The sequence below is a fragment of the Rhodobacter sp. TJ_12 genome, assembly GCF_020023995.1.
Classification (GTDB): domain Bacteria; phylum Pseudomonadota; class Alphaproteobacteria; order Rhodobacterales; family Rhodobacteraceae; genus Rhodobacter.
The window spans coordinates 1-18236 of sequence record NZ_NRRD01000031.1 but is presented as its reverse complement, the minus strand read 5'-3'; the positions used below and the strand labels follow the sequence as shown (position 1 = coordinate 18236).

Here is an 18236-nt window from a genome sequence, read left to right as displayed (position 1 = left end):
TTGCGATGGGCATTTTGATCGGCGCGGCGGGCCGAGTTTCGGTGCGGGAATATTTGGGCTATCGGCAGTTCTGGCCCGAGGCTCCGCTGATCGCGCTTTTGGCGGCGCTGTTGTTGTCCCCCCTCTTTTGGATCATGCTGCGGGCTTTGTCCGACGACGGGCATACCATGCCCTCGATCATTGAATTGGGGCTTTATACCTTTCTGATTTCTTTGGTGATCTCTACCTTTCGGCATCTGTTGGCCCCCGCTGCGGTGACGCAGGCGCTGGCAGCAAGACAATCTGTGCCGGTAGCAGAGGCGGCGGAGCCCGCTGGCCGTCTTTGTGCGCGGTTGGAGCCGGAGCTGCGCGCCCCACTTATTCGGTTGCAGGTGCGCGATCATTACGTGGATGTCGTCACCGAAGCGGGCACCGGCAGCCTCTTGATGCGGCTGGCGGATGCCATCGCGGAAACCGAAGGGGTGCCGGGCTTGCGGGTGCACCGGTCGCATTGGGTGGCACGGGCGGCCATTGCCGGTCTGCGCCGCGACAAGGGCAAATATGTGGTCCAAATGCGAGACGGGGCCGAGGTGCCGGTTTCGCGCAGCTACGCGCCGGCTGTGCTGGCGCTCGAGCTGCCCGAAATCGGCGCACAAGAGACGCGCTAAGCTTACCCGTTGCGGTCTGCGGTCTAGTGTTGGATTTCGCCTTCGCGCACGAACATGTTGTCCCATGCGCGGTCGATCAGGTCGGGCGTCATCTGATAGGGAATCCCCTCGAATTCGCAAATCGCGATCATCTGATCGATCAAGAAGATCGGCTGGTAATTCGCATAGACGTTATCGATGGTCGGGTATTTCACCTTCAGCAGATGCACCAAGGCCTTTTCGTTCAGCGGCATGCCGCGCTTCTTCGCCACGAGCGAGAAGATCTTAAGGAAATCGGCCTGGCTTGGCCCGTCGATCTTGATCTTGAAGAAGATCCGCCGCAGCGCCGCCTTGTCGAAGATTTGGTTTGGGTGGAAGTTGGTGGAAAAAATCACCAGCGTGTCAAAGGGCACCTCGAATTTCTCGCCCGATTGCAGTGCAAGGATATCGCGGCTTTCTTCCAGCGGCACGATCCAGCGGTTGACCAGCTTTTGCGGCGGCTCGGCTTGGCGGCCAAGGTCGTCGACGATGAACACCCCGCCCGAGGATTTCATCTGCAAGGGCGCGGTATAGGTGCGCGCGGTTGGGTTATAGGTCAGATCGAGCATATCGAGCGACAATTCCCCGCCGGTGATCACCGTGGGCCGGTCGCAATAGACATAGCGCTGATCGAAGCGGTTGGCGGTCTTGCGCAGGCTGGTCGGGTCATCTTCGGGCAACGGGGCGGGGGTGTGTACGATCGGGTCGAACACGGTGATCACCTGACCGGCATATTCCACCGCGCGCGGTATATAGATGCGGTCACCGATGGCATCGCGAATCCCGTTGGAGATCGAAGACTTCCCGTTGCCGGGCGGGCCATACATCAGGATCGACCGGCCCGAGGACACCGCAGGCCCCAATTGGTTGATTAGGTCAGGCGGCAGCACAAGATGCCCCATCGCCGTTGTCAGTTGCGGGCGGGTCAGTTGGATGTTGCGGATCGACTGGCGCTTCATCTGCTCCGCGTAATCCTCAAGCGGGATCGGCATTGCGCCGTAATATTCCGACTGGTTCAGCGCATCGAGCGCGCGGGCCTTGCCGCTATCGGTCAATTGATAGCCCATTTCGCCGCCCGAATTGGCGTGAAGCGTCCCCATTGCCTCGATCAGGCGCTGGTTGCGGGCCAGTTCGATCAATTCCTGCGTCAGGGTCAGCGGCAGGCTGATGAGCTTGGCCAGCCCCGAGGCGGTATCCATATTGGTGCGAAATATCGTCTTGAGCAGGATGTCCCGCATCAAAACCGTCGAGAGCCCGGTCTCGGCAAGCGAGCGGGGCACCGGCGGGGCCAGGACGTTTTGGGCAATCATATTCATCGGATCTGCTCTGCGCGCCTCTGTGGAATTCACAGCGTCACACTCCCCCGCTATTGTGGCCAAAAATGGGAAAAGATGCGGAGAGGCAGGGATGGCAGGCAAGAAACAACCGACAAATGGGCTTGTTTTGGCGCTGGGCATGGGGGTGCTGGGCGCGTTGCTGGCGTTGGCCCCGGTTCTGGCAGGCGGGCTTTACGTTACCCAGCATGAGGGCGATACGCTGCATCTGGCCGATCTGGTCTTGCGCATGTCTGAGGCCGGGCAAATCCCGCATCTGGATTTCATGACACCCATCGGGATCGGCGCGCTGTGGCCGATTGCACTTTTTTCAAAGATGGGGCTGGGGCTTGGCCATGCCTTTTTTGCCGCGCAGGCGGCCTTGGCGGCGCTTTTGTTTTGGCCGCTGTGGCGCACGGCAATCTCGCGCTTTCCCGGCGGATTGGCATGGCTGTTTGTCGTTTACGGTTTAGGGCTTTGCCTTGCTTTGGTGCATGGGGAGGCACGCGCGGCGACCTCTGTTTCCATGCATTACAATCGCTGGGCTTGGGCGCTGACCTATATTGTTGTGCCCTTGGCGATGCTGGAGCCGTTGACCGGGCGTCGTCCGGCGCTGGACGGTGCCCTGATCGGGCTGGCCATGGCGGGGATGGCGTTGATCAAGGTGACTTATTTTGTGGCCTTTGCCCCGGCAGTGATCGTGGCGCTGTTGGTGCGGCGTGATTTTCGGGCGCTGGGTGTGGCGCTGTTAGCCGGGCTGGCCGTGGCGGGGGCGATGACGCTGCTGATGGGGCTCGATTTCTGGCGGGCCTATCTACAAGACCTTCTGACCGTGGCGGGCTCCCAAACCCGTGCTGCGCCGGGCGAAGCCTTCGGCGGGATTCTGGCCGCGCCGCAATATGTCACGGGCACGCTTTTGCTTTTGATGACGGTGATCTTTTTGCGCCAAGCCGAAGCGCTGAGCGAGGGGTTGGTGCTGCTGATCCTGACCCCGGCCTTTGCCTATGTGACTTACCAAAATTACGGCAATGATCCACAATGGTTGATGCTGCTGGGGCTCTTGGCGCTGAGCCTGCGCCCCGAGAGCCTGATTTCCAACGCTTTGGGCTGGCGGCTGCGCGATGCGCTGATGGTGACCGGTGTCGGCGCGCTGATCTTGGCTGCGGGGCCTGCGGTGAACCTTGTCTGGAGCCCGTTGCGCCACGCCTTCACCGAGATCGAGAACACCGTCCCCTATCTGTCGCAGCGCCCGTCTGATGGTGATATTTTCGTGCAGGCGCCACGCGTCTACAAGGTGACCCAGACGGTCAGCGGCGTCGCGCCGGGGCAACCCTTTGCCGCCTTTGCCGAAAAAGGCGCGAGCAAGAAGCCCGAAGAGCCGACGGTGCTGAATGGCGAACGCCTGCCCGAATGCGAATTGGCGACGGGGTTCAACGCATGGTTCGAAACCGCTGCGGGTGATTTGGTGCGCGGCGGTTATGGCGGATCGGTTCTGGTGGCGGATTTGTTCACCGCGTTGTGGCTCTATGGACCGTTCGAGCCGGTGAAAGGCGCGGCACCTTGGTATTATGGCGGTGCGCCGGGGATCGACGCAGCCGATCACGTTCTGGTGCCGCTCTGCCCCACCTCGAAAAGCCGCCGGGCCGAGATTGTCGAAGCGATTGACAAGGCCGGCTGGGCATTGGTCGAGGAAACGCGCACCCGCACCTTCATCCTGTTGCGCCCGCAGCGGATTGCGGCGGGCGGCTAGGGCCGCTCGGCGCGCTTAGCGCACCCGCTCCACGACGTAGTCGGCCAGATCGTCGAGCATCTCGCGCAGCGGATGCGCGGGCAGTTTGGCAAGGGCGGCGCGGGCGGTCTCGGTCCAGCCGATCGCATCCAGGCGCGTGGCCTCCAACGTGCCGTATTTGGTCATCAGACCCATCGCATGGTCCAGATCGCCGTCGCGTTGGTCGCCCTTTTCGATGACGCGCTTCCAGAAGGCGCGCTCTTCCTCGGTTGCCTGGGCAATCGCCTTGATCACCGGCATCGTCAGTTTGCGCTCGCGGAAATCGTCGCCGACATTCTTGCCCGTTTCGGCAGCGGTCCCACCGTAATCCAGCAGGTCATCGACCATTTGGAAGGCGATCCCCAGCGCATCACCGTAATCGTAAAGCGCCTTGACCTCTTCGGGGCTGGCTTCGGCAATCACGCCGCCCACTTCGGTCGCGGCGGAAAACAGAGCCGCCGTCTTGCCGCGAATGACGCGCAGATAGATGTCTTCAGTGGTGGCAAGGTTTTGTGCGGCGGTCAGTTGCAGCACTTCGCCTTCGGCAATTACGGCAGAGGCATTGGCGAGGATTTCCAAAACCCGCATCTTGCCGGTTTCGGTCATCAACTGGAACGAGCGTGCAAACAGGTAATCGCCCACCAAAACCGAGGATTTGTTATCCCAAAGCAGGTTCGCCGTCGGGCGGCCCCGGCGTTGGCCGCTTTCGTCCACGACATCGTCGTGCAAAAGCGTGGCGGTATGGATGAATTCCACCGTCGCGGCCAGATGCACGTGATAGGGGCCCTCGTAGCCCATCACCCGCGCGGCGGCCAAAGTCAGCATCGGGCGCAGGCGCTTGCCGCCCGCCTCGATCAGATGGGCCGTGACCTCGGGGATACGCGGCGCATGTTCGGAACTCATGCGTTCGCGAATGAGCGCATTCACCGCCGCCATGTCATCGGCCAGCGCTTGCGCAAGGCGGTCATGCGGTTTCGTGGCCTTGCCGTCGAGGCTCATCGGTCTTCCTTCCCAATACTCCTGCTCGACAAGGGGCGCGTGGTGGCCCTAAATCGAGATCATGAAAGAGCTTCTGCGCACCACCGACCCGGTTAAAATCGCCATGGCGACGGCCCTTCTTGAGGGCGAGGATATAGCGGTCTTTGAACTGGACGTCCACATGAGCATTCTCGATGGCAGCCTCGGCATATTGCCGCGCAGATTGATGGTGGCGGATGCCGATTTGTTCATGGCGCAGGCGGTTTTGCGCGACAACAATCTGCTGGATGAATGATGTTCGCGGCGGGGGATTGCACGCAGGACCGGTTTTTGGACGGGCGGCTGGTGGTGGCGCAGCCGCGTGCGGGCTATCGCGCGGCAATGGATCCGGTGCTTTTGGCGGCGGCTTGCGGCGCGAAGCCCGGACAAAACGTGCTGGAACTGGGCTGTGGGGCCGGGGTCGCCAGCCTCTGCCTTGGCCGCCGGGTCGTGGACCTGCATCAGGTCGGCTTAGAGTTGCAACCTGCCTATGCCGATCTGGCGCGCCGCAATGCCGAGGCCAACCAGATTGCGCTTGACGTGTTCGAGGGCGATTTGGCCCGGATGCCGGGGGGCTTGCGTGGTCAAAGCTTCGATCACGTTATCGCGAACCCGCCCTATTTTGCGCCGCAATCGGGGACGGCTGCGGCGGATGCGGGGCGCGAGCGCGCGCAGCGCGAGGCGACACCTTTGGCCGATTGGGTGCGCGCGGGCTACAAACGGCTGCATCCGGGCGGCTGGCTGACATTGATCCAGAATGCGGACCGGCTGGCCGAGATGTTGGCCGCGCTGTCGATGGGGGGCGGTTCGATCACGGTTTTGCCGGTCGCGCCGCGTGTGGGGCGCCCGGCGGGGCGGGTGATCGTGACCGCGCGCAAGGGCGGCAAGGGACCGCTGCGCCTGCTTGCCCCGTTTGTGCTGCATGCGAAGGCGGCACATGGCGCGGATGTGGAGGATTTGACCGAAGCTGCGCAGGCCGTTTTGCGCCATGCGCAGCCCCTGCCGCTGGGCCCCTAAGCCCGCATCAAGAAATTCGACACCTTGATCGCACATTTTTGCCTGTGATCACGACAAGGGCGTGACAATTCGACAGAATCGTGGTGCACTTCTTATACCGAGACAACAAAGGAGATCGCCATGTCCGTGGGTTCGCATATCGCTGAGCTTCGCAAGAAACATGAGGCCCTGTCGGTGGAGGTCGAACAAGCGTTGCGCACGCCCAGTTTCGACGACCTGCAGATTTCCGAGATGAAGAAGCAGAAACTGCGCCTGAAGGAAGAAATCAACCGACTTGAGGCCACGGCGGTGTGAACACCGGCCTGAACGGGCTCTAGCGCGCTCGGCTTCCCATCGCGGCAAGGAACGCGCCAGCGGCAATCATCGTGGCGGCAAGAACCAAAACCGGGCTTGCCGCCGCTTTTCCCGCCGCAATCATAATCAGGGTCGATAAAAGCGGGGCCGCATAGGACGCTGTGCCCAGCATCTGAATATCTCCCCGTTTAACCCCGATATCCCACGTGTAAAAGGCCAGCCCCACCGGGCCGAGCCCCAGCGCGATGACCGAGCCCCAGCCCAGCGTGGTTTCGGGCCAAACGGTGGTTTCAAATGCCAGATGGGCCGCGCTGGAAAAAAGCGCCGTGGCAAGGCAATAAACCGCCACCGCCGCCGTGGGCACCGCACCCAGACGGCGGGAAATCAGCGAATAGCTGGACCATGTCAGCGCACACAGCAGCGCGATGCCGTAACCGGGCAAGGCGGCGCTGCTGCCCGAGAGCCCGCCGCGCGCCACGATCAATGCGGCGCCAACAAAAGAGATGACCGCCCCCAAAACATGCAGGGCGCGCAGGCGTTCCCCCGGCAATAGGCCTGAAAAGACCACGATCAAAAGCGGCCAAAGGTAAGCAATCAAACTGGCTTCTGCCGGCGGCGCAAGGCGCAGCGCCGAGAAATAGAGGAAGTGGTAGCCGCAAAGCCCCGCCGTGCCGAAAGCATAGACCTTCCACGAGATGCGCCACAGCACGGCAAAGCCATCGGTCGCGCCCACCCAAGCCATGCCAATCGCGCCGCCTATGGCAAAGCAAATCGCATTAAGCTGAAGGGGTGGCACCGGGCTCGAGCCCACGGTAAACAGCGCCAAAAGCGCCCAAAGCGCCACGGCGGAAAAGCCGATCAAGCTGGCCTGATTGCGCGACATCTGCCCCTCATATGTAAAGAGGCCCGCAAAATGCGGGCCTCTGCGCGATTTGCCAAGGGCAATTCCGCTTAGGTCAGATATTGGCCGCCATTGATCGTCATCGTCGCGCCGGTGATGAAGCCCGCTTGATCCGAGGCCAAGAAGACCACGGTGCGCGCGATTTCATCCGGCTCGCCCAAGCGGCCCACCGGGATCGTCGAAATGATCGATTCACGCACCTTTTCCGGCACTGCCATCACCATTTCCGTGGCGATATAGCCCGGGCAGATCGCATTCACGGTGATGCCCGCCCGCGCGCCTTCTTGCGCCAGCGCTTTGGTGAAGCCGATGTCGCCCGCTTTCGCCGCCGAATAGTTCACCTGACCGAACTGGCCTTTTTGCCCGTTGATCGACGAGATGTTGATGATGCGGCCAAATTTCCGTTCGCGCATGCCCGGCCACAGCGGGTGGGTCATGTTGAAGATGCCGCTCAGGTTGGTGCCAATCACTTGGTCCCATTGCTCGCGGCTCATCTTGTGGAAGGGCGCGTCGCGGGTGATGCCCGCATTGTTCACCAAAATGTCGATCGGGCCGACTTCGTCCTCGATCTGGCGGATGCCGTCTTCGCAAGCGGTGTAATCGGCGACCGACCATTTGTAGGTCTTGATGCCGGTGACATGCGAAAACTCGCGCGCGGCCTCGTCATTGCCGGCATAGTTGGCCACAACGGTATAGCCCGCCTCTTTCAGCGCCATCGAAATCGCGGCGCCAATCCCGCGCGTGCCACCGGTGACAAGTGCAACCCTGGACATGATTCCTCCTAATCAAAATCTCCCGTTGAAACGCTGTTACCGAAAATAAACAAAGCGCGCAACAATGTTGCGCGCCTGTTTTTCGCATTTGCAGCAAAAAGATGTCGCAGGGGCGAAATCAGAGCCCTTCAAGGCACATCGCAACGCCCATGCCGCCGCCGATGCACAAAGTGGCCAAGCCCTTCTTGGCACCCGAACGTTTCATCTCGAAGACAAGCGTGTTCAGGATCCGGCAGCCCGAAGCGCCGATCGGGTGACCGATGGCGATGGCGCCGCCGTTGACGTTCACCTTCGACGTATCCCAGCCCATGTCTTTGTTGACGGCGCAGGCCTGCGCGGCAAAGGCCTCGTTCGCCTCGATCAGGTCCAGATCGGCGGCGTTCCAGCCGGCCTTTTCCAGCGCCTTGCGCGACGACGGGATCGGCCCGCAGCCCATGATCGACGGGTCCAACCCGGCGGTGGCGTAAGAGGCAATCCGCGCCATCGGGGTCAGCCCGCGTTTGGCGGCTTCTTCTTCGGTCATCAAAAGAACGACGGCGGCGCCATCATTGATGCCCGAGGCGTTGCCCGCCGTGACCGAGCCTTCTTTGGTGAAGGCGGGGCGCAGTTTTTGCATCGATTCGATGGTGGCACCGTGACGAATGTATTCATCGGCATCGACGACAATATCGCCCTTGCGGGTTTTCACCGTGAAGGGCGCAATCTCATCGACGAATTTGCCAGCTTTTTGCGCGGCTTCGGCTTTGTTTTGCGAGGCGAGCGCGAATTCATCCTGCATTTCGCGGCTGATTTCCCACTGGTTCGCAACGTTTTCAGCGGTTTGCCCCATGTGATAGCCGTTAAAGGCATCCCACAGACCGTCTTTGATCATCGAATCGATCATCTTCATGTCGCCCATTTTGGTGCCCGCGCGCAAATGCGCGACATGGGGGCTGAGCGACATGTTTTCCTGACCGCCCGCGACCACGATATTCGCATCGCCCAGCATGATGTGCTGGGCGCCCAGCGCCACCGTGCGCAGGCCCGAGCCGCAGACTTGGTTGATGCCCCAAGCGGCCGATTCGATCGGCAGGCCCGCCTTGATATGCGCTTGCCGGGCCGGGTTCTGGCCCTGACCGGCCGAGAGCACTTGCCCCAGAATCGTTTCCGACACCTCTGCCTTGTCGATCCCGGCGCGCGCGACGACCGCCTCGATCACCGCCGCCCCCAGATCATGCGCGGGCGTGTTGGCGAAAGCGCCGTTGAAGCTGCCCACGGCGGTCCGCGCCGCCGAGACGATGACGACATTGGTCATGAATTCCCCTCCTCACAGGATTGCGGGCGCAGCGCGCCCATTGCCGCTGCGCAGCATGCCCGATGAGAGGGACAGGTCAAGCAGATTTGGGAAAATTTTGGCGCTAACGCGCAATTTTCTTTCGCGCCCTTGGCGCGATTGTGCGGATGCAGAAAGATGCCGCCCGGTGCAGCGCCGGTAAACCGTGGGGCCGGTTCAGGCGCCGCGGGTCCGTTTCGCGGCAGGGGCTTTCCACGGCGGCATGATCGTCGGCGCCCCGAAGAAATAGCCCTGCATGCAATCCACGCCCGCGGCGGAAAGCCAAGCGGCATCTTCGGCGCTTTCCACGGCCTCGGCGACGGTGAACATCTCAAAATGCTGCGCGATCGACAAAAGCGCCTGTGTCAAAACCTGATTGTCGCGGTTTTGCGCGACGCCGGTGATGAACTGGCCATCGATCTTGAGAATGTCGAAGTAGAATTCGCGCAAATAGCGGAACGAGGTGTAACCCGCGCCAAAATCATCCAGCGCGAAAGAGACGCCCTTCAGTTGCATATCTTGCATGAAGGCCGAGACAAGCTCGGGCATTGCCATGGCCGAGCTTTCGGTGATTTCGAGAATCAGCCGTTCCGCCACCGTATCATCTTGCGCCAGCCCGCGTTGCAAAACCTTGGTCCATTCCGGCCAGCCGATGGAGCGCGCCGACATGTTCACCGACAGGCGTAGCTCGTGATCTTCGGCCAGCGACATCAGGCCCATTTCCAATGTCAGGCAGTCAATCTTGCGACCAAGCTCGGTGGTTTCGATGGTTTCGATGAAATCCTTGGCGGGAATCACCCGCCCGGTATCGTCCAGCACCCGGATCAGGCCTTCGTAGAAGGCTGGTTTTTCAGGGCGCGTGGTTTGCACGATGGGTTGGAAGGCCAGCACCACATCGCGCCGCTCTATCGCCCGCGCAACCATAGAGAGCGTTTCACGGTCGCGCTGGGCAACGGCGAAATTGAGCGGATTGGTATCCGCGGTCGCGATCGGTTCACGCAGCGAGACAGGGCGCTTGGGCATCATCCACTCCTTGCAGGTCTGCGTCACAATCCGCAATTTCGGCTAAGAACAGATTAAGCGCGTCAATCTTTATGCCGGGTGGTTAATGGCGAAAGTTTTAGCGATCCGGTCCAGGTAAACGGCTCAGTAAGATGCGTAAGGTAAGTGTGGTCAAAACGCGCCGCCCCTTAGGACGATCATGACAGACCAGACCGACCTTTCCCGTTTGCAAGAAGGCGAAACCTATTTCGGCTTCGATGAGTTGTTTTATTCGCGTACCGATGAACGCGGGGTGATCCTCGCGGGCAACGAGGTCTTCCAGAGAGTGTCCGGCTTCGAGTGGGACAAGCTTCTGGGCGCGCCGCACAAGGTTGTGCGCCATCCCGATACGCCGCGTGCCGTCTTCCGCATCTTGTGGAGTGCACTGGGCGCGGGCCATCCGATGGGCGCCTATGTCAAGAACCGCACCCGTGACGGTGAATATTACTGGGTCTTCGCGGTGCTGATGCCGGTCGACGGCGGGTTCTTGTCGGTGCGGCTGAAGCCCTCGACGCCGCTGTTTGACCGTATCCGCGAGACCTACACCCGGATTTCCAAGCGCGAACGGGCCGAGAAGATGGACCCGGAAGCCAGCGCGAACCTGTTGCGCAAGGTCGCCGCTGACGAAGGGTTTTCGAGCTATACCAGCTACATGGCCTTTGCGCTGGGGCAGGAAATGGCCGCGCGCGATAAGAAGCTGGGCCGCCCGGCTGATCCGCGCACCTCGCGGCTGATAGAGATGAACAAGTCGCTTGAGAAAGTGACGCAGGAACAAACGAAGCTGTTGCGCAGCTTCGAGGCTTTGCAATCGATCCCGAACAACATGCGCATCGTCGCGTCGCGGCTGGAGCCCTCGGGCGGGCCGGTGTCCGCGATTTCCGAGAATTACAAAGCCTCTTCAATGGTGATTTCGGAGCGGTTGCGCAGCTTTGTTGCCGGACGTGACAACCTGTGTGATCGGGTTTCTCGTCAAGCGGCGCGGGCCTTGTTCCTGATGGGCTCGAACCGGGTTTTGGCCGAAATGAACGCCAATTTCGCCGAAGCCGATACGGTCAAAGGGATAGATTGGGATCACGAGCGCGCGCTTTTGCGGCGTCTGGAAGAGGATACGCGCCGTGCGACCCGCGAGGCGATGGAGCAAGCGGTGGTGCATGCCGATGGGCTCAGCCGGTCCAGTGCCGAGATTCGCCGCCAGATGCTAGGGCTCGATACAATCCGGGTTTTGGGCCGCGTCGAATGTGGCCGGATGCGCGAAACCAGTGGCGGGCTGTCATCCACCATCGACCAGCTTGATATCTTCCACGACGATATCAAGAACCGGCTCGAATCGATCATGCGGCTCTCAGAAGAAATCGGTTCCGCGATGAACCTGTTTTTGCGCAGCGATTCGCGCTAGCCGCTATTCGGCGCGCAACGCGTCGATCATCACTTTGGCTTCGGGGCTGGACCAATCGGCCGGCCCCAGCAATTGCGCCACGATTTGGCCTTGCCGGTCCAGCAGCAGCGTTGCGGGCAGACCGGGCAGGCCAAGCGCGCGGCTGAGCCGCTCTGTATCATCGATGAAACGGGGCAGATGCGTGACCCCGGCGCGGTCAAAGAAGCTGGCCACCTTGGCTTGGGTGTCGCGCGAGCTGGCTGCCACGGTCACAACCTCGAAATCCTCGCCTGTTTCGCGCGCCGCCAAGGCATCCAGATCGGGCATTTCCTTGCGGCAGGGCGCGCACCACGTCGCCCAGATGTTCAGCAGCACCACTTTGCCGCGATAATCCGCCAAGGTCCGGCTGTCGCCCAATTCATTCACGAACGGAATTTCGGGCGGGGCGAGCCTTTGGCTGAACACGACCATTTTTTTCATCTCGCCGTCGCGCAGGCTGGCCAAGTCTGCCGCAGCCGCGCCATTTGCGCAAAGCGCCAGCGCCGTATAAAGGACGATCAACCGCAGCATGTTGCCTCCGACAAAGGGCCAGACGATGACCGACGACACGAAATCCTCCAACGCCATGTGGGGCGGGCGCTTCGCCGCCGGACCGGACGCGATCATGGAGGCGATCAACGCCTCGATCTCGTTCGATAAGCGGCTTTACGCACAGGATATTCGCGGCAGCCGGGCCCATGCGGCCATGTTGGCGGCGACGGGCATCCTTAGCAATAAAGACGCAGAAGCCATCGGGGAAGGCCTGCTCACGGTCTTGTCAGAGATCGAGGGCGGCGATTTCCCGTTTTCGACGGCGCTGGAAGACATTCACATGAATGTTGAAGCGCGGCTGAAAGAACTTATCGGCGAACCGGCGGGGCGGCTGCATACGGCGCGAAGCCGCAATGACCAAGTGGCCACCGATTTCCGGCTTTGGGTGCGCGATCAGGCCGATGCCGCGATTGCCGCGCTGACGGCGCTGATGAAGGTCATGGTGGCGCAGGCCGAAAAAGGCGCCGATTGGGTGATGCCGGGCTTTACGCACCTGCAAACCGCGCAGCCGGTGACCTGGGGCCATCACATGATGGCCTATGTCGAAATGCTGGCCCGTGACCGGTCGCGGTTTGAAGATGCGCGCAAGCGGATGAACGAATGCCCGCTTGGGTCTGCGGCGTTGGCGGGGACCGGCTTTGCCATTGACCGTCATATGACGGCAGAGGCCTTGGGCTTTGATCGTCCGACGGCGAACAGCCTTGATGCGGTGTCAGACCGCGATTTCGCGCTGGAATTCCTGTCGGCTTCGGCGATCTGCGCCGTGCACCTAAGCCGCTTGGCGGAGGAATTGGTGATCTGGTCCTCGGCCCAGTTCCGGTTCGTGGCGATGTCGGACAAATGGTCCACCGGATCGTCGATCATGCCGCAAAAGCGCAACCCGGATGCCGCCGAACTGATCCGCGCCAAGATCGGGCGCATCCTGGGGGCGACCGTGGCGCTGTTCACAGTGATGAAAGGCTTGCCGCTCGCCTATTCGAAAGACATGCAAGAGGACAAGGAGCAGGTCTTCGATGCCGCCGATACGCTGATGCTGGCATTGGCGGCGATGACCGGCATGATGGCCGATCTGACCGTCAACACTGACAAGTTGGAAGCCGCCGCCGCGAACGGCTTTTCCACCGCGACCGATCTGGCCGATTGGCTGGTGCGCGAGGCCGGTTTGCCGTTCCGCGATGCCCACCATGTCACCGGCACGCTGGTGGCAATGGCCGAAGAAAAGGGCTGTGACTTGCCCGATTTGACGCTGGAAGACATGCAATCGGTGCATCCGGCGCTCAATTCCAGCGTTTACGATGTGCTTGGGGTTCACAACTCGGTTGCTTCGCGCCAATCTTATGGCGGCACTGCCCCCGATCAGGTCCGTGCCCAAGTGGCGCGCTGGAAGGGGCTTTTGGGCTGAGCCGGAGGGTTTCATGCGCCTGCTTTTGCTAACGGGCCTTTTGGCGGGTCTTGCCGCTTGCGGTGTGGGCGGTGCGCCGCACCCCCCGGGCACCGCAGAGGGGGCCAGCACCGGCGACGTGACCGGGATGGTCGCCTTTGGCGTTTCGGGCACGCTATGAAAGCCGCGGCGCTGATCGGCCTTGCGGCGCTTTTGGTGGCGGGCTGTTCGAGCCCGCGCGCCAATGTCTATGCCGACCCTGCGGGCAAGGTCTCGACCTCGGCTTCGACCGGGGTGGGGCCGGTGCGTGTGGGGGTGAATGGCGCAGGCGAAGGCTATGTTGGCACCCGACTGGGCTGGCTTGGCATCGCTGCGGGCTTTTAGACCGCGCGTGTTTTCAGCCCGCAATTCACGGGCCGTCCCCTCGCGCCGCTTTCCTTGACCGCGCCAAGGCGCTAGGAAACGCGAAACAGCACCGAGGGCGCGATGGATCATTTTCTTTACAAGGACGGCGCACTGCACGCCGAGGATGTGGCGATTTCCGAAATTGCCGCCGCGGTGGGCACGCCGTTTTACGTTTATTCCGCCGCCACGCTGACGCGGCATTTCCAGCTTTTCGATGCTGCGCTTGAGGGCACGGATCATCTGGTGTGCTTCGCGATTAAGTCGAATTCGAACCTCGCTGTGCTTAAGCTTCTGGGCAATCTTGGCGCGGGGATGGATGTGGTTTCGGGCGGCGAATATCGCCGTGCGCGCGCGGCGGGCATTCCGGGGGAGCGGATCGTCTTTTCCGGCGTTGGCAAAACCCGCGAGGAAATCACGCTGGCGCTCACCGGCGGCGTGCGGCAGTTCAATGTCGAAAGCGAACCCGAGTTGCGGGCGATTTCCGAAATCGCAAGCGCGCTCGGCGTGGTCGCGCCGATTGCGCTGCGGGTGAACCCCGATGTCGATGCCAAGACGCATGAGAAAATCGCCACCGGCAAATCCGAAAACAAATTTGGGATCCCGATTGCCAAGGCCCGCGCGGTCTATGCCGAAGCGGCCAAGCTTTCCGGCATCGCCGTGGTGGGGGTCGATGTGCATATCGGCAGCCAGTTGACCGAGCTTGCGCCGTTCGAGGCGGCGTTCACCAAGGTGCGCGACTTGACGCTTGCGTTGCGCGAAGATGGCCATGACATCCGCCGCCTTGATCTGGGGGGCGGTTTGGGCATTCCCTATACCCGCTCCAACGAAGCGCCGCCCTTGCCGACCGAATACGGGGCGATGATCAAGCGTGTGCTGGGCGATCTGGGCTGCGAGATCGAGATTGAGCCGGGGCGGCTGATTTCGGGCAACGCGGGGCTGATGGTGTCATCGGTCATCTATGTGAAAGAGGGCGAGGGTCGGGATTTCCTGATCCTTGATGCCGCGATGAACGATCTTGTGCGCCCGTCGATGTATGGCGCGCATCACGATATTGTTCCGGTGGTCGAGCCTGCGGCGGGCACCGAACCGGCGGCCTTCGATATTGTTGGCCCGGTGTGCGAAACCGGCGATACCTTTGCCAAGGGGCGTAACATGACGCCGTTGGCGTCGGGGGATCTGGTCGCCTTCCGTTCAGCCGGGGCCTATGGCGCGGTGATGTCGTCGGAATACAATTCCCGGCCCCTGATCCCCGAAGTTCTGGTCGAAGGGGATCACTTCGCTGTCATCCGGCAAAGACCGAGCTTTGAGGAAATGCTGAGCCGCGATAGCATTCCGGTGTGGCTCTGATCTCCACCCCGGAGCCCGGAAAGGTTCGATGACGAAGCCGCCGCCCCTTCCGGGCGACCCGCTCGCCCCGCTGGCCCGTCCGCTCTTGCTGACACGGGCCACTTTGGTATTGGAGCGGCTGGCGCGGGCGTTTTGGCCCTTGTTCACTTTCTTGGCCTTTGCGTTTGCGGCGCTGGCCTTCGGGCTGGGCCGGTTGATCCCGCCAGACAGCCTTGGCGCTGCCGCAGGCGTGGCGATTTTTGCGGTGATCGTGCTGGGCGCGCCCGGTGTGCGCCGGTTTCGCTGGCCGCGCCGGGCTGATGTGGTGGCGCGGCTGGATCGCACGCTGACCGGGCGCCCGCTGGCCGCTTTGACCGACACCTTGGCCTTGGGCGCGGCCGATCCGGCAAGCAAAGCGCTTTGGGCGGTGCATCGGGGCCGCATGGTTGCTGCGGCTGCTGCGGCGCGCGCCCCGGGTCCGGACCCGGACCTTGCGCCACGCGATCCTTTTGCGCTGCGGCTCTCGGCGCTGACGGCTGTGGCAATGGCCTTGATCTTTGGCAATCCTGCGGCGGTTCTGTCGCCGTTGTCGCCCCCCGGGGCGGCCGTCGCGGCGATGGGCCCGGCTTGGGAAGGTTGGGCCGAGCCGCCGCGTTATACTGGAAAGCCTGCGCTTTATCTCAATGGGTTCGAGGGCGACGATCTGTATCTGCCCGAGGGCACGCGACTGGCCTTTCGCTTTTACGGCGCGCCCGGTGCGGTGCCGTTTGACGAAACCGTTTCGAGCCCTGCCGCACTGCCCGACACCGAGGAAAACGCCACCGTCCAGCGCCACGATTTCGTGGCCGAACGCGCTGGCGTCATCAAAATCGGCGGGCCTATGGGGCGGGTGTTTCAGGTGATCGTCCTGTCTGACACCGCGCCCGAGGTGGAGCTGCCCGCGCTGGCCGAACGGCGCGCCGATGGCAAGATGGCGCAGCCCTTCCACGCGATGGACGATTATGGCGTGATCCGCGGGCAGGCGCGTATCACGCTGGATATGGCGGCGCTAGATCGTCGCTATGGGCTGACTGTTGCGCCGGAGCCGCGCGACGATCTGGTGTTTGATTTGCCACTGCCAATCACCGGGTCGCGCGCCGATTTCACCGAAATTCTGGTCGAGGATGTGTCGCAACATGCGTGGGCGAACCTGCCGGTCAAGCTGACGCTTCAGGTCGAGGATGGGCGCGGCCAGATCGGCGCAAGCGGCGCGAAAGCGCTTGAGCTGCCGGGGCGTCGCTTTTTCGATCCGCGCGCAGCGGCGCTGATCGAATTGCGGCGCGATCTGTTGTGGTCGCGCGAAAATGCCCCCCGCGCGGCGCAGGTTTTGCGTGCCCTGCTCAACCGATCAGAGGATTTGTTTCCCGCGCCCGAGATGGTCGAGATTTTGCGCGGCGTGGTGGAACAGCTTGAAACCGCCAGCCTGACCGCCGAGGCCCGCGATTCTGTCGCCAAGCTTTTGTGGGATATGGCGGAATTGCTTGAAGATGGCGGGCTGGCCGATGCTTTGGCGGCAATGCAGCAGGCGCAGGAACGGCTGAGCGAAGCGATCCGAAACGGGGCCTCGAAAGACGAAATCGCCAAGTTGATGGAGGACTTGAAAGAGGCGACCGACCGTTATCTGCAAATGCTGGCCGAACGTGGCCAGCAAGAAGAGGGGCCGCAATTTGGTCAGCAACAGGAAAGCCAGCGCATCACTGGTGATCAGATCCAGCAGTTGATGGATGAAATCCAAAAGCTGATGGAAGAGGGGCGGATGGCCGAGGCGCAAGCGCTGCTCGACCAATTGGCGCGGATGATGGAAAACATGCGTGTCACCCAAGGTCAGGGCGGTGCGGGGGATCAGCCCGGCGGGCAGACAATGCAAGATCTGGGCGAGACCTTGCGCGAACAGCAAGATCTTTCCGATGAAGCGTTTCGTCAGATGCAGCGCCCGCCGCCGGGGCTGGGCCAAGGGGGGCAGGGGCAAAACGCACCCGAAATGCAGCCCGAGGGGCAGGATGGGCCGGGGGCCGAAGATCCGGGCGCAGATTTGGCCGACCGGCAGCGGGCCTTGCGCCGCGAGTTGGAGCGGCAAAAGGGCTTGATGCCGCGTCTTGGGGGCGAGGCCGCCGAGGCGGGGCGCGACGCGTTGGACGAAGCGGGACGCGCGATGGACGAAGCCGAGCAGGCGCTACGCGATGGGGCGCTTGGCCGTGCGCTGGATGGGCAGGCCGATGCGATCGAAGCCCTGCGCGAGGGGATGCGGCGGCTAGGTCAGGCCTTTGCCGAAGAGCGCGGTGAGCGACGGCAGGGTGAGGGCAATCTGGGGCAGCAGCGCGACGGCGATGCGACCGGCGGGCAGGGCGCCCGGCAAATGCCGCGCGATCCGCTGGGGCGCGCTGTGGGCGAAGGCAGCCGGATCGGCTCGGACAGCAATCTGTTGCAGGGCGAAGATGTCTATCGCCGCGCGCGCGATCTGCTGGAAGAAATTCGCCGCCGCACCGCCGAACGCCAACGCCCCGAAGCCGAGCGTGATTATCTGCGCCGTCTTTTGGACAATTTCGGACCGCGCTAAAGCGGCCGGACAGGGGCGGTGGGGCGTCAGCCGGCGGGTTGAAGTTGCAAGATCACCATGCGCAGCATGTCATCAAGCCACATCCGCCCGGTATCGGCCAGCACCACATAGCTGTCGAGGAAGGGCATCAGGGCGGGGACAGCCGTGGCGATTTGCGGCGCCAGCGCATAAAGCGCGACCAAAGCCGACACCAGCAACAGCACGCTCAGAAAGCCCGTGCGGAAACCCGAACGGTTTTCGGCGCGCGTTTGCGGGGTGCCCCGCGCCGCCGGGTCGCGGCCGCGGTCGGCGCTGGCGCGCAAGGTGGAATTGATTTCTTCGATGTCGGGCAGGCGCCGCGCGCCGCGATTGGGCGGCTCGGGGATGCCGCCCTCGCTCAGATCGGCGCTCTGCTCATCATCCTCGGCAGAGGAAAGATCGCTGAAATCGGGCACCGAGCGGGAGGCGCGAGGGGGGGGGAC

General features: G+C 62.4%; 18 protein-coding genes and 1 pseudogene. 11 read left to right on the top strand and 8 right to left on the bottom strand.

From position 1 onward, the window contains the following. Nucleotides 1-5: 5 nt before the first annotated feature. A complete protein-coding gene (locus CKO11_RS16185) occupies nt 6-647 on the top strand; it encodes a LytTR family DNA-binding domain-containing protein (protein WP_223641101.1) in 642 nt (213 codons plus the stop codon). Nucleotides 648-670: 23 nt separating this feature from the next. On the opposite strand, the gene CKO11_RS16180 is transcribed toward CKO11_RS16185, so the two are convergent. Further along, on the bottom strand, nt 671-1981 hold the full coding sequence (locus CKO11_RS16180; RefSeq protein ID WP_223641098.1) for an ATPase: 1311 nt from the start codon (nt 1979-1981) through the stop codon (nt 671-673). Between the two features lie 91 nt (nt 1982-2072). On the opposite strand from CKO11_RS16180, the gene CKO11_RS16175 reads away from it, so the two are divergent. After that, a complete protein-coding gene (locus CKO11_RS16175; protein WP_223641095.1) occupies nt 2073-3728 on the top strand; it encodes a DUF2029 domain-containing protein in 1656 nt (551 codons plus the stop codon). Nucleotides 3729-3743: 15 nt separating this feature from the next. On the opposite strand, the gene CKO11_RS16170 is transcribed toward CKO11_RS16175, so the two are convergent. Beyond that, nucleotides 3744-4745, bottom strand: coding sequence for a polyprenyl synthetase family protein (locus CKO11_RS16170; protein WP_223641093.1), 1002 nt, complete (start codon nt 4743-4745; stop codon nt 3744-3746). 61 nt (nt 4746-4806) lie between these two features. On the opposite strand from CKO11_RS16170, the gene CKO11_RS16165 reads away from it, so the two are divergent. From CKO11_RS16165 to CKO11_RS16155, 3 genes are all read left to right on the top strand, one after another. After that, nucleotides 4807-5019: a DUF2007 domain-containing protein gene (locus tag CKO11_RS16165; protein ID WP_223641090.1), complete on the top strand. Its 213-nt coding sequence runs from the start codon at nt 4807-4809 to the stop codon at nt 5017-5019. Beyond that, nucleotides 5019-5780, top strand: coding sequence for a tRNA1(Val) (adenine(37)-N6)-methyltransferase (locus CKO11_RS16160; protein ID WP_223641087.1), 762 nt, complete (start codon nt 5019-5021; stop codon nt 5778-5780). The genes CKO11_RS16165 and CKO11_RS16160 overlap by 1 nt, the downstream gene beginning before the upstream one ends. A gap of 120 nt (nt 5781-5900) precedes the next feature. Further along, complete coding sequence (locus tag CKO11_RS16155) at nt 5901-6074, top strand: YdcH family protein (RefSeq protein ID WP_223641084.1); 174 nt, start codon at nt 5901-5903, stop codon at nt 6072-6074. A 19-nt stretch (nt 6075-6093) separates the two neighbouring features. On the opposite strand, the gene CKO11_RS16150 is transcribed toward CKO11_RS16155, so the two are convergent. The 4 genes from CKO11_RS16150 to CKO11_RS16135 form a co-directional block, all read right to left on the bottom strand. After that, on the bottom strand, nt 6094-6957 hold the full coding sequence (locus tag CKO11_RS16150) for a DMT family transporter (RefSeq protein ID WP_223641081.1): 864 nt from the start codon (nt 6955-6957) through the stop codon (nt 6094-6096). Nucleotides 6958-7025: 68 nt separating this feature from the next. Then, nucleotides 7026-7748: a beta-ketoacyl-ACP reductase gene (locus CKO11_RS16145; protein ID WP_223641078.1), complete on the bottom strand. Its 723-nt coding sequence runs from the start codon at nt 7746-7748 to the stop codon at nt 7026-7028. 118 nt (nt 7749-7866) lie between these two features. Continuing rightward, nucleotides 7867-9042 (bottom strand): acetyl-CoA C-acetyltransferase, encoded by a 1176-nt coding sequence (locus tag CKO11_RS16140; RefSeq protein WP_223641075.1) that lies wholly within the window; start codon nt 9040-9042, stop codon nt 7867-7869. A gap of 195 nt (nt 9043-9237) precedes the next feature. Further along, nucleotides 9238-10083, bottom strand: a complete 846-nt coding sequence (locus tag CKO11_RS16135) for an EAL domain-containing protein (protein ID WP_223641072.1) — start codon at nt 10081-10083, stop codon at nt 9238-9240. Between the two features lie 178 nt (nt 10084-10261). Here CKO11_RS16135 and CKO11_RS16130 point away from each other — a divergent pair, with 178 nt between their 5' ends. Then, nucleotides 10262-11497, top strand: a complete 1236-nt coding sequence (locus CKO11_RS16130) for a PAS domain-containing protein (RefSeq protein WP_223641069.1) — start codon at nt 10262-10264, stop codon at nt 11495-11497. A 3-nt stretch (nt 11498-11500) separates the two neighbouring features. On the opposite strand, the gene CKO11_RS16125 is transcribed toward CKO11_RS16130, so the two are convergent. Beyond that, entirely contained in the window at nt 11501-12085 is a 585-nt protein-coding gene (locus CKO11_RS16125) for a TlpA family protein disulfide reductase (RefSeq protein ID WP_317851818.1), read from the bottom strand. Here CKO11_RS16125 and argH point away from each other — a divergent pair. From argH to CKO11_RS16100, 5 genes are all read left to right on the top strand, one after another. Next, nucleotides 12072-13469 carry an argininosuccinate lyase gene (gene argH, locus CKO11_RS16120; RefSeq protein ID WP_223641066.1) on the top strand — a complete coding sequence of 466 codons (1398 nt, stop codon included), beginning with the start codon at nt 12072-12074 and terminating at the stop codon, nt 13467-13469. The two genes, CKO11_RS16125 and argH, sit on opposite strands and share 14 nt — an antisense overlap. Nucleotides 13470-13482: 13 nt before the next feature. Further along, nucleotides 13483-13629, top strand: a complete 147-nt coding sequence (locus CKO11_RS16115; protein WP_223641063.1) for an argininosuccinate lyase — start codon at nt 13483-13485, stop codon at nt 13627-13629. Next, nucleotides 13626-13832 carry a hypothetical protein gene (locus CKO11_RS16110; RefSeq protein ID WP_223641060.1) on the top strand — a complete coding sequence of 69 codons (207 nt, stop codon included), beginning with the start codon at nt 13626-13628 and terminating at the stop codon, nt 13830-13832. Before CKO11_RS16115 ends, CKO11_RS16110 begins: the two co-directional genes overlap by 4 nt. A 102-nt stretch (nt 13833-13934) precedes the next feature. Beyond that, nucleotides 13935-15200: a diaminopimelate decarboxylase gene (gene lysA / locus CKO11_RS16105; protein ID WP_223641058.1), complete on the top strand. Its 1266-nt coding sequence runs from the start codon at nt 13935-13937 to the stop codon at nt 15198-15200. A gap of 28 nt (nt 15201-15228) precedes the next feature. After that, nucleotides 15229-17775, top strand: coding sequence for a DUF4175 domain-containing protein (locus CKO11_RS16100; protein ID WP_223641056.1), 2547 nt, complete (start codon nt 15229-15231; stop codon nt 17773-17775). Between the two features lie 26 nt (nt 17776-17801). On the opposite strand, the pseudogene CKO11_RS16095 reads toward CKO11_RS16100, so the two are convergent. Beyond that, a pseudogene (locus tag CKO11_RS16095) lies at nt 17802-18236 on the bottom strand (hypothetical protein); the annotation flags it as partial.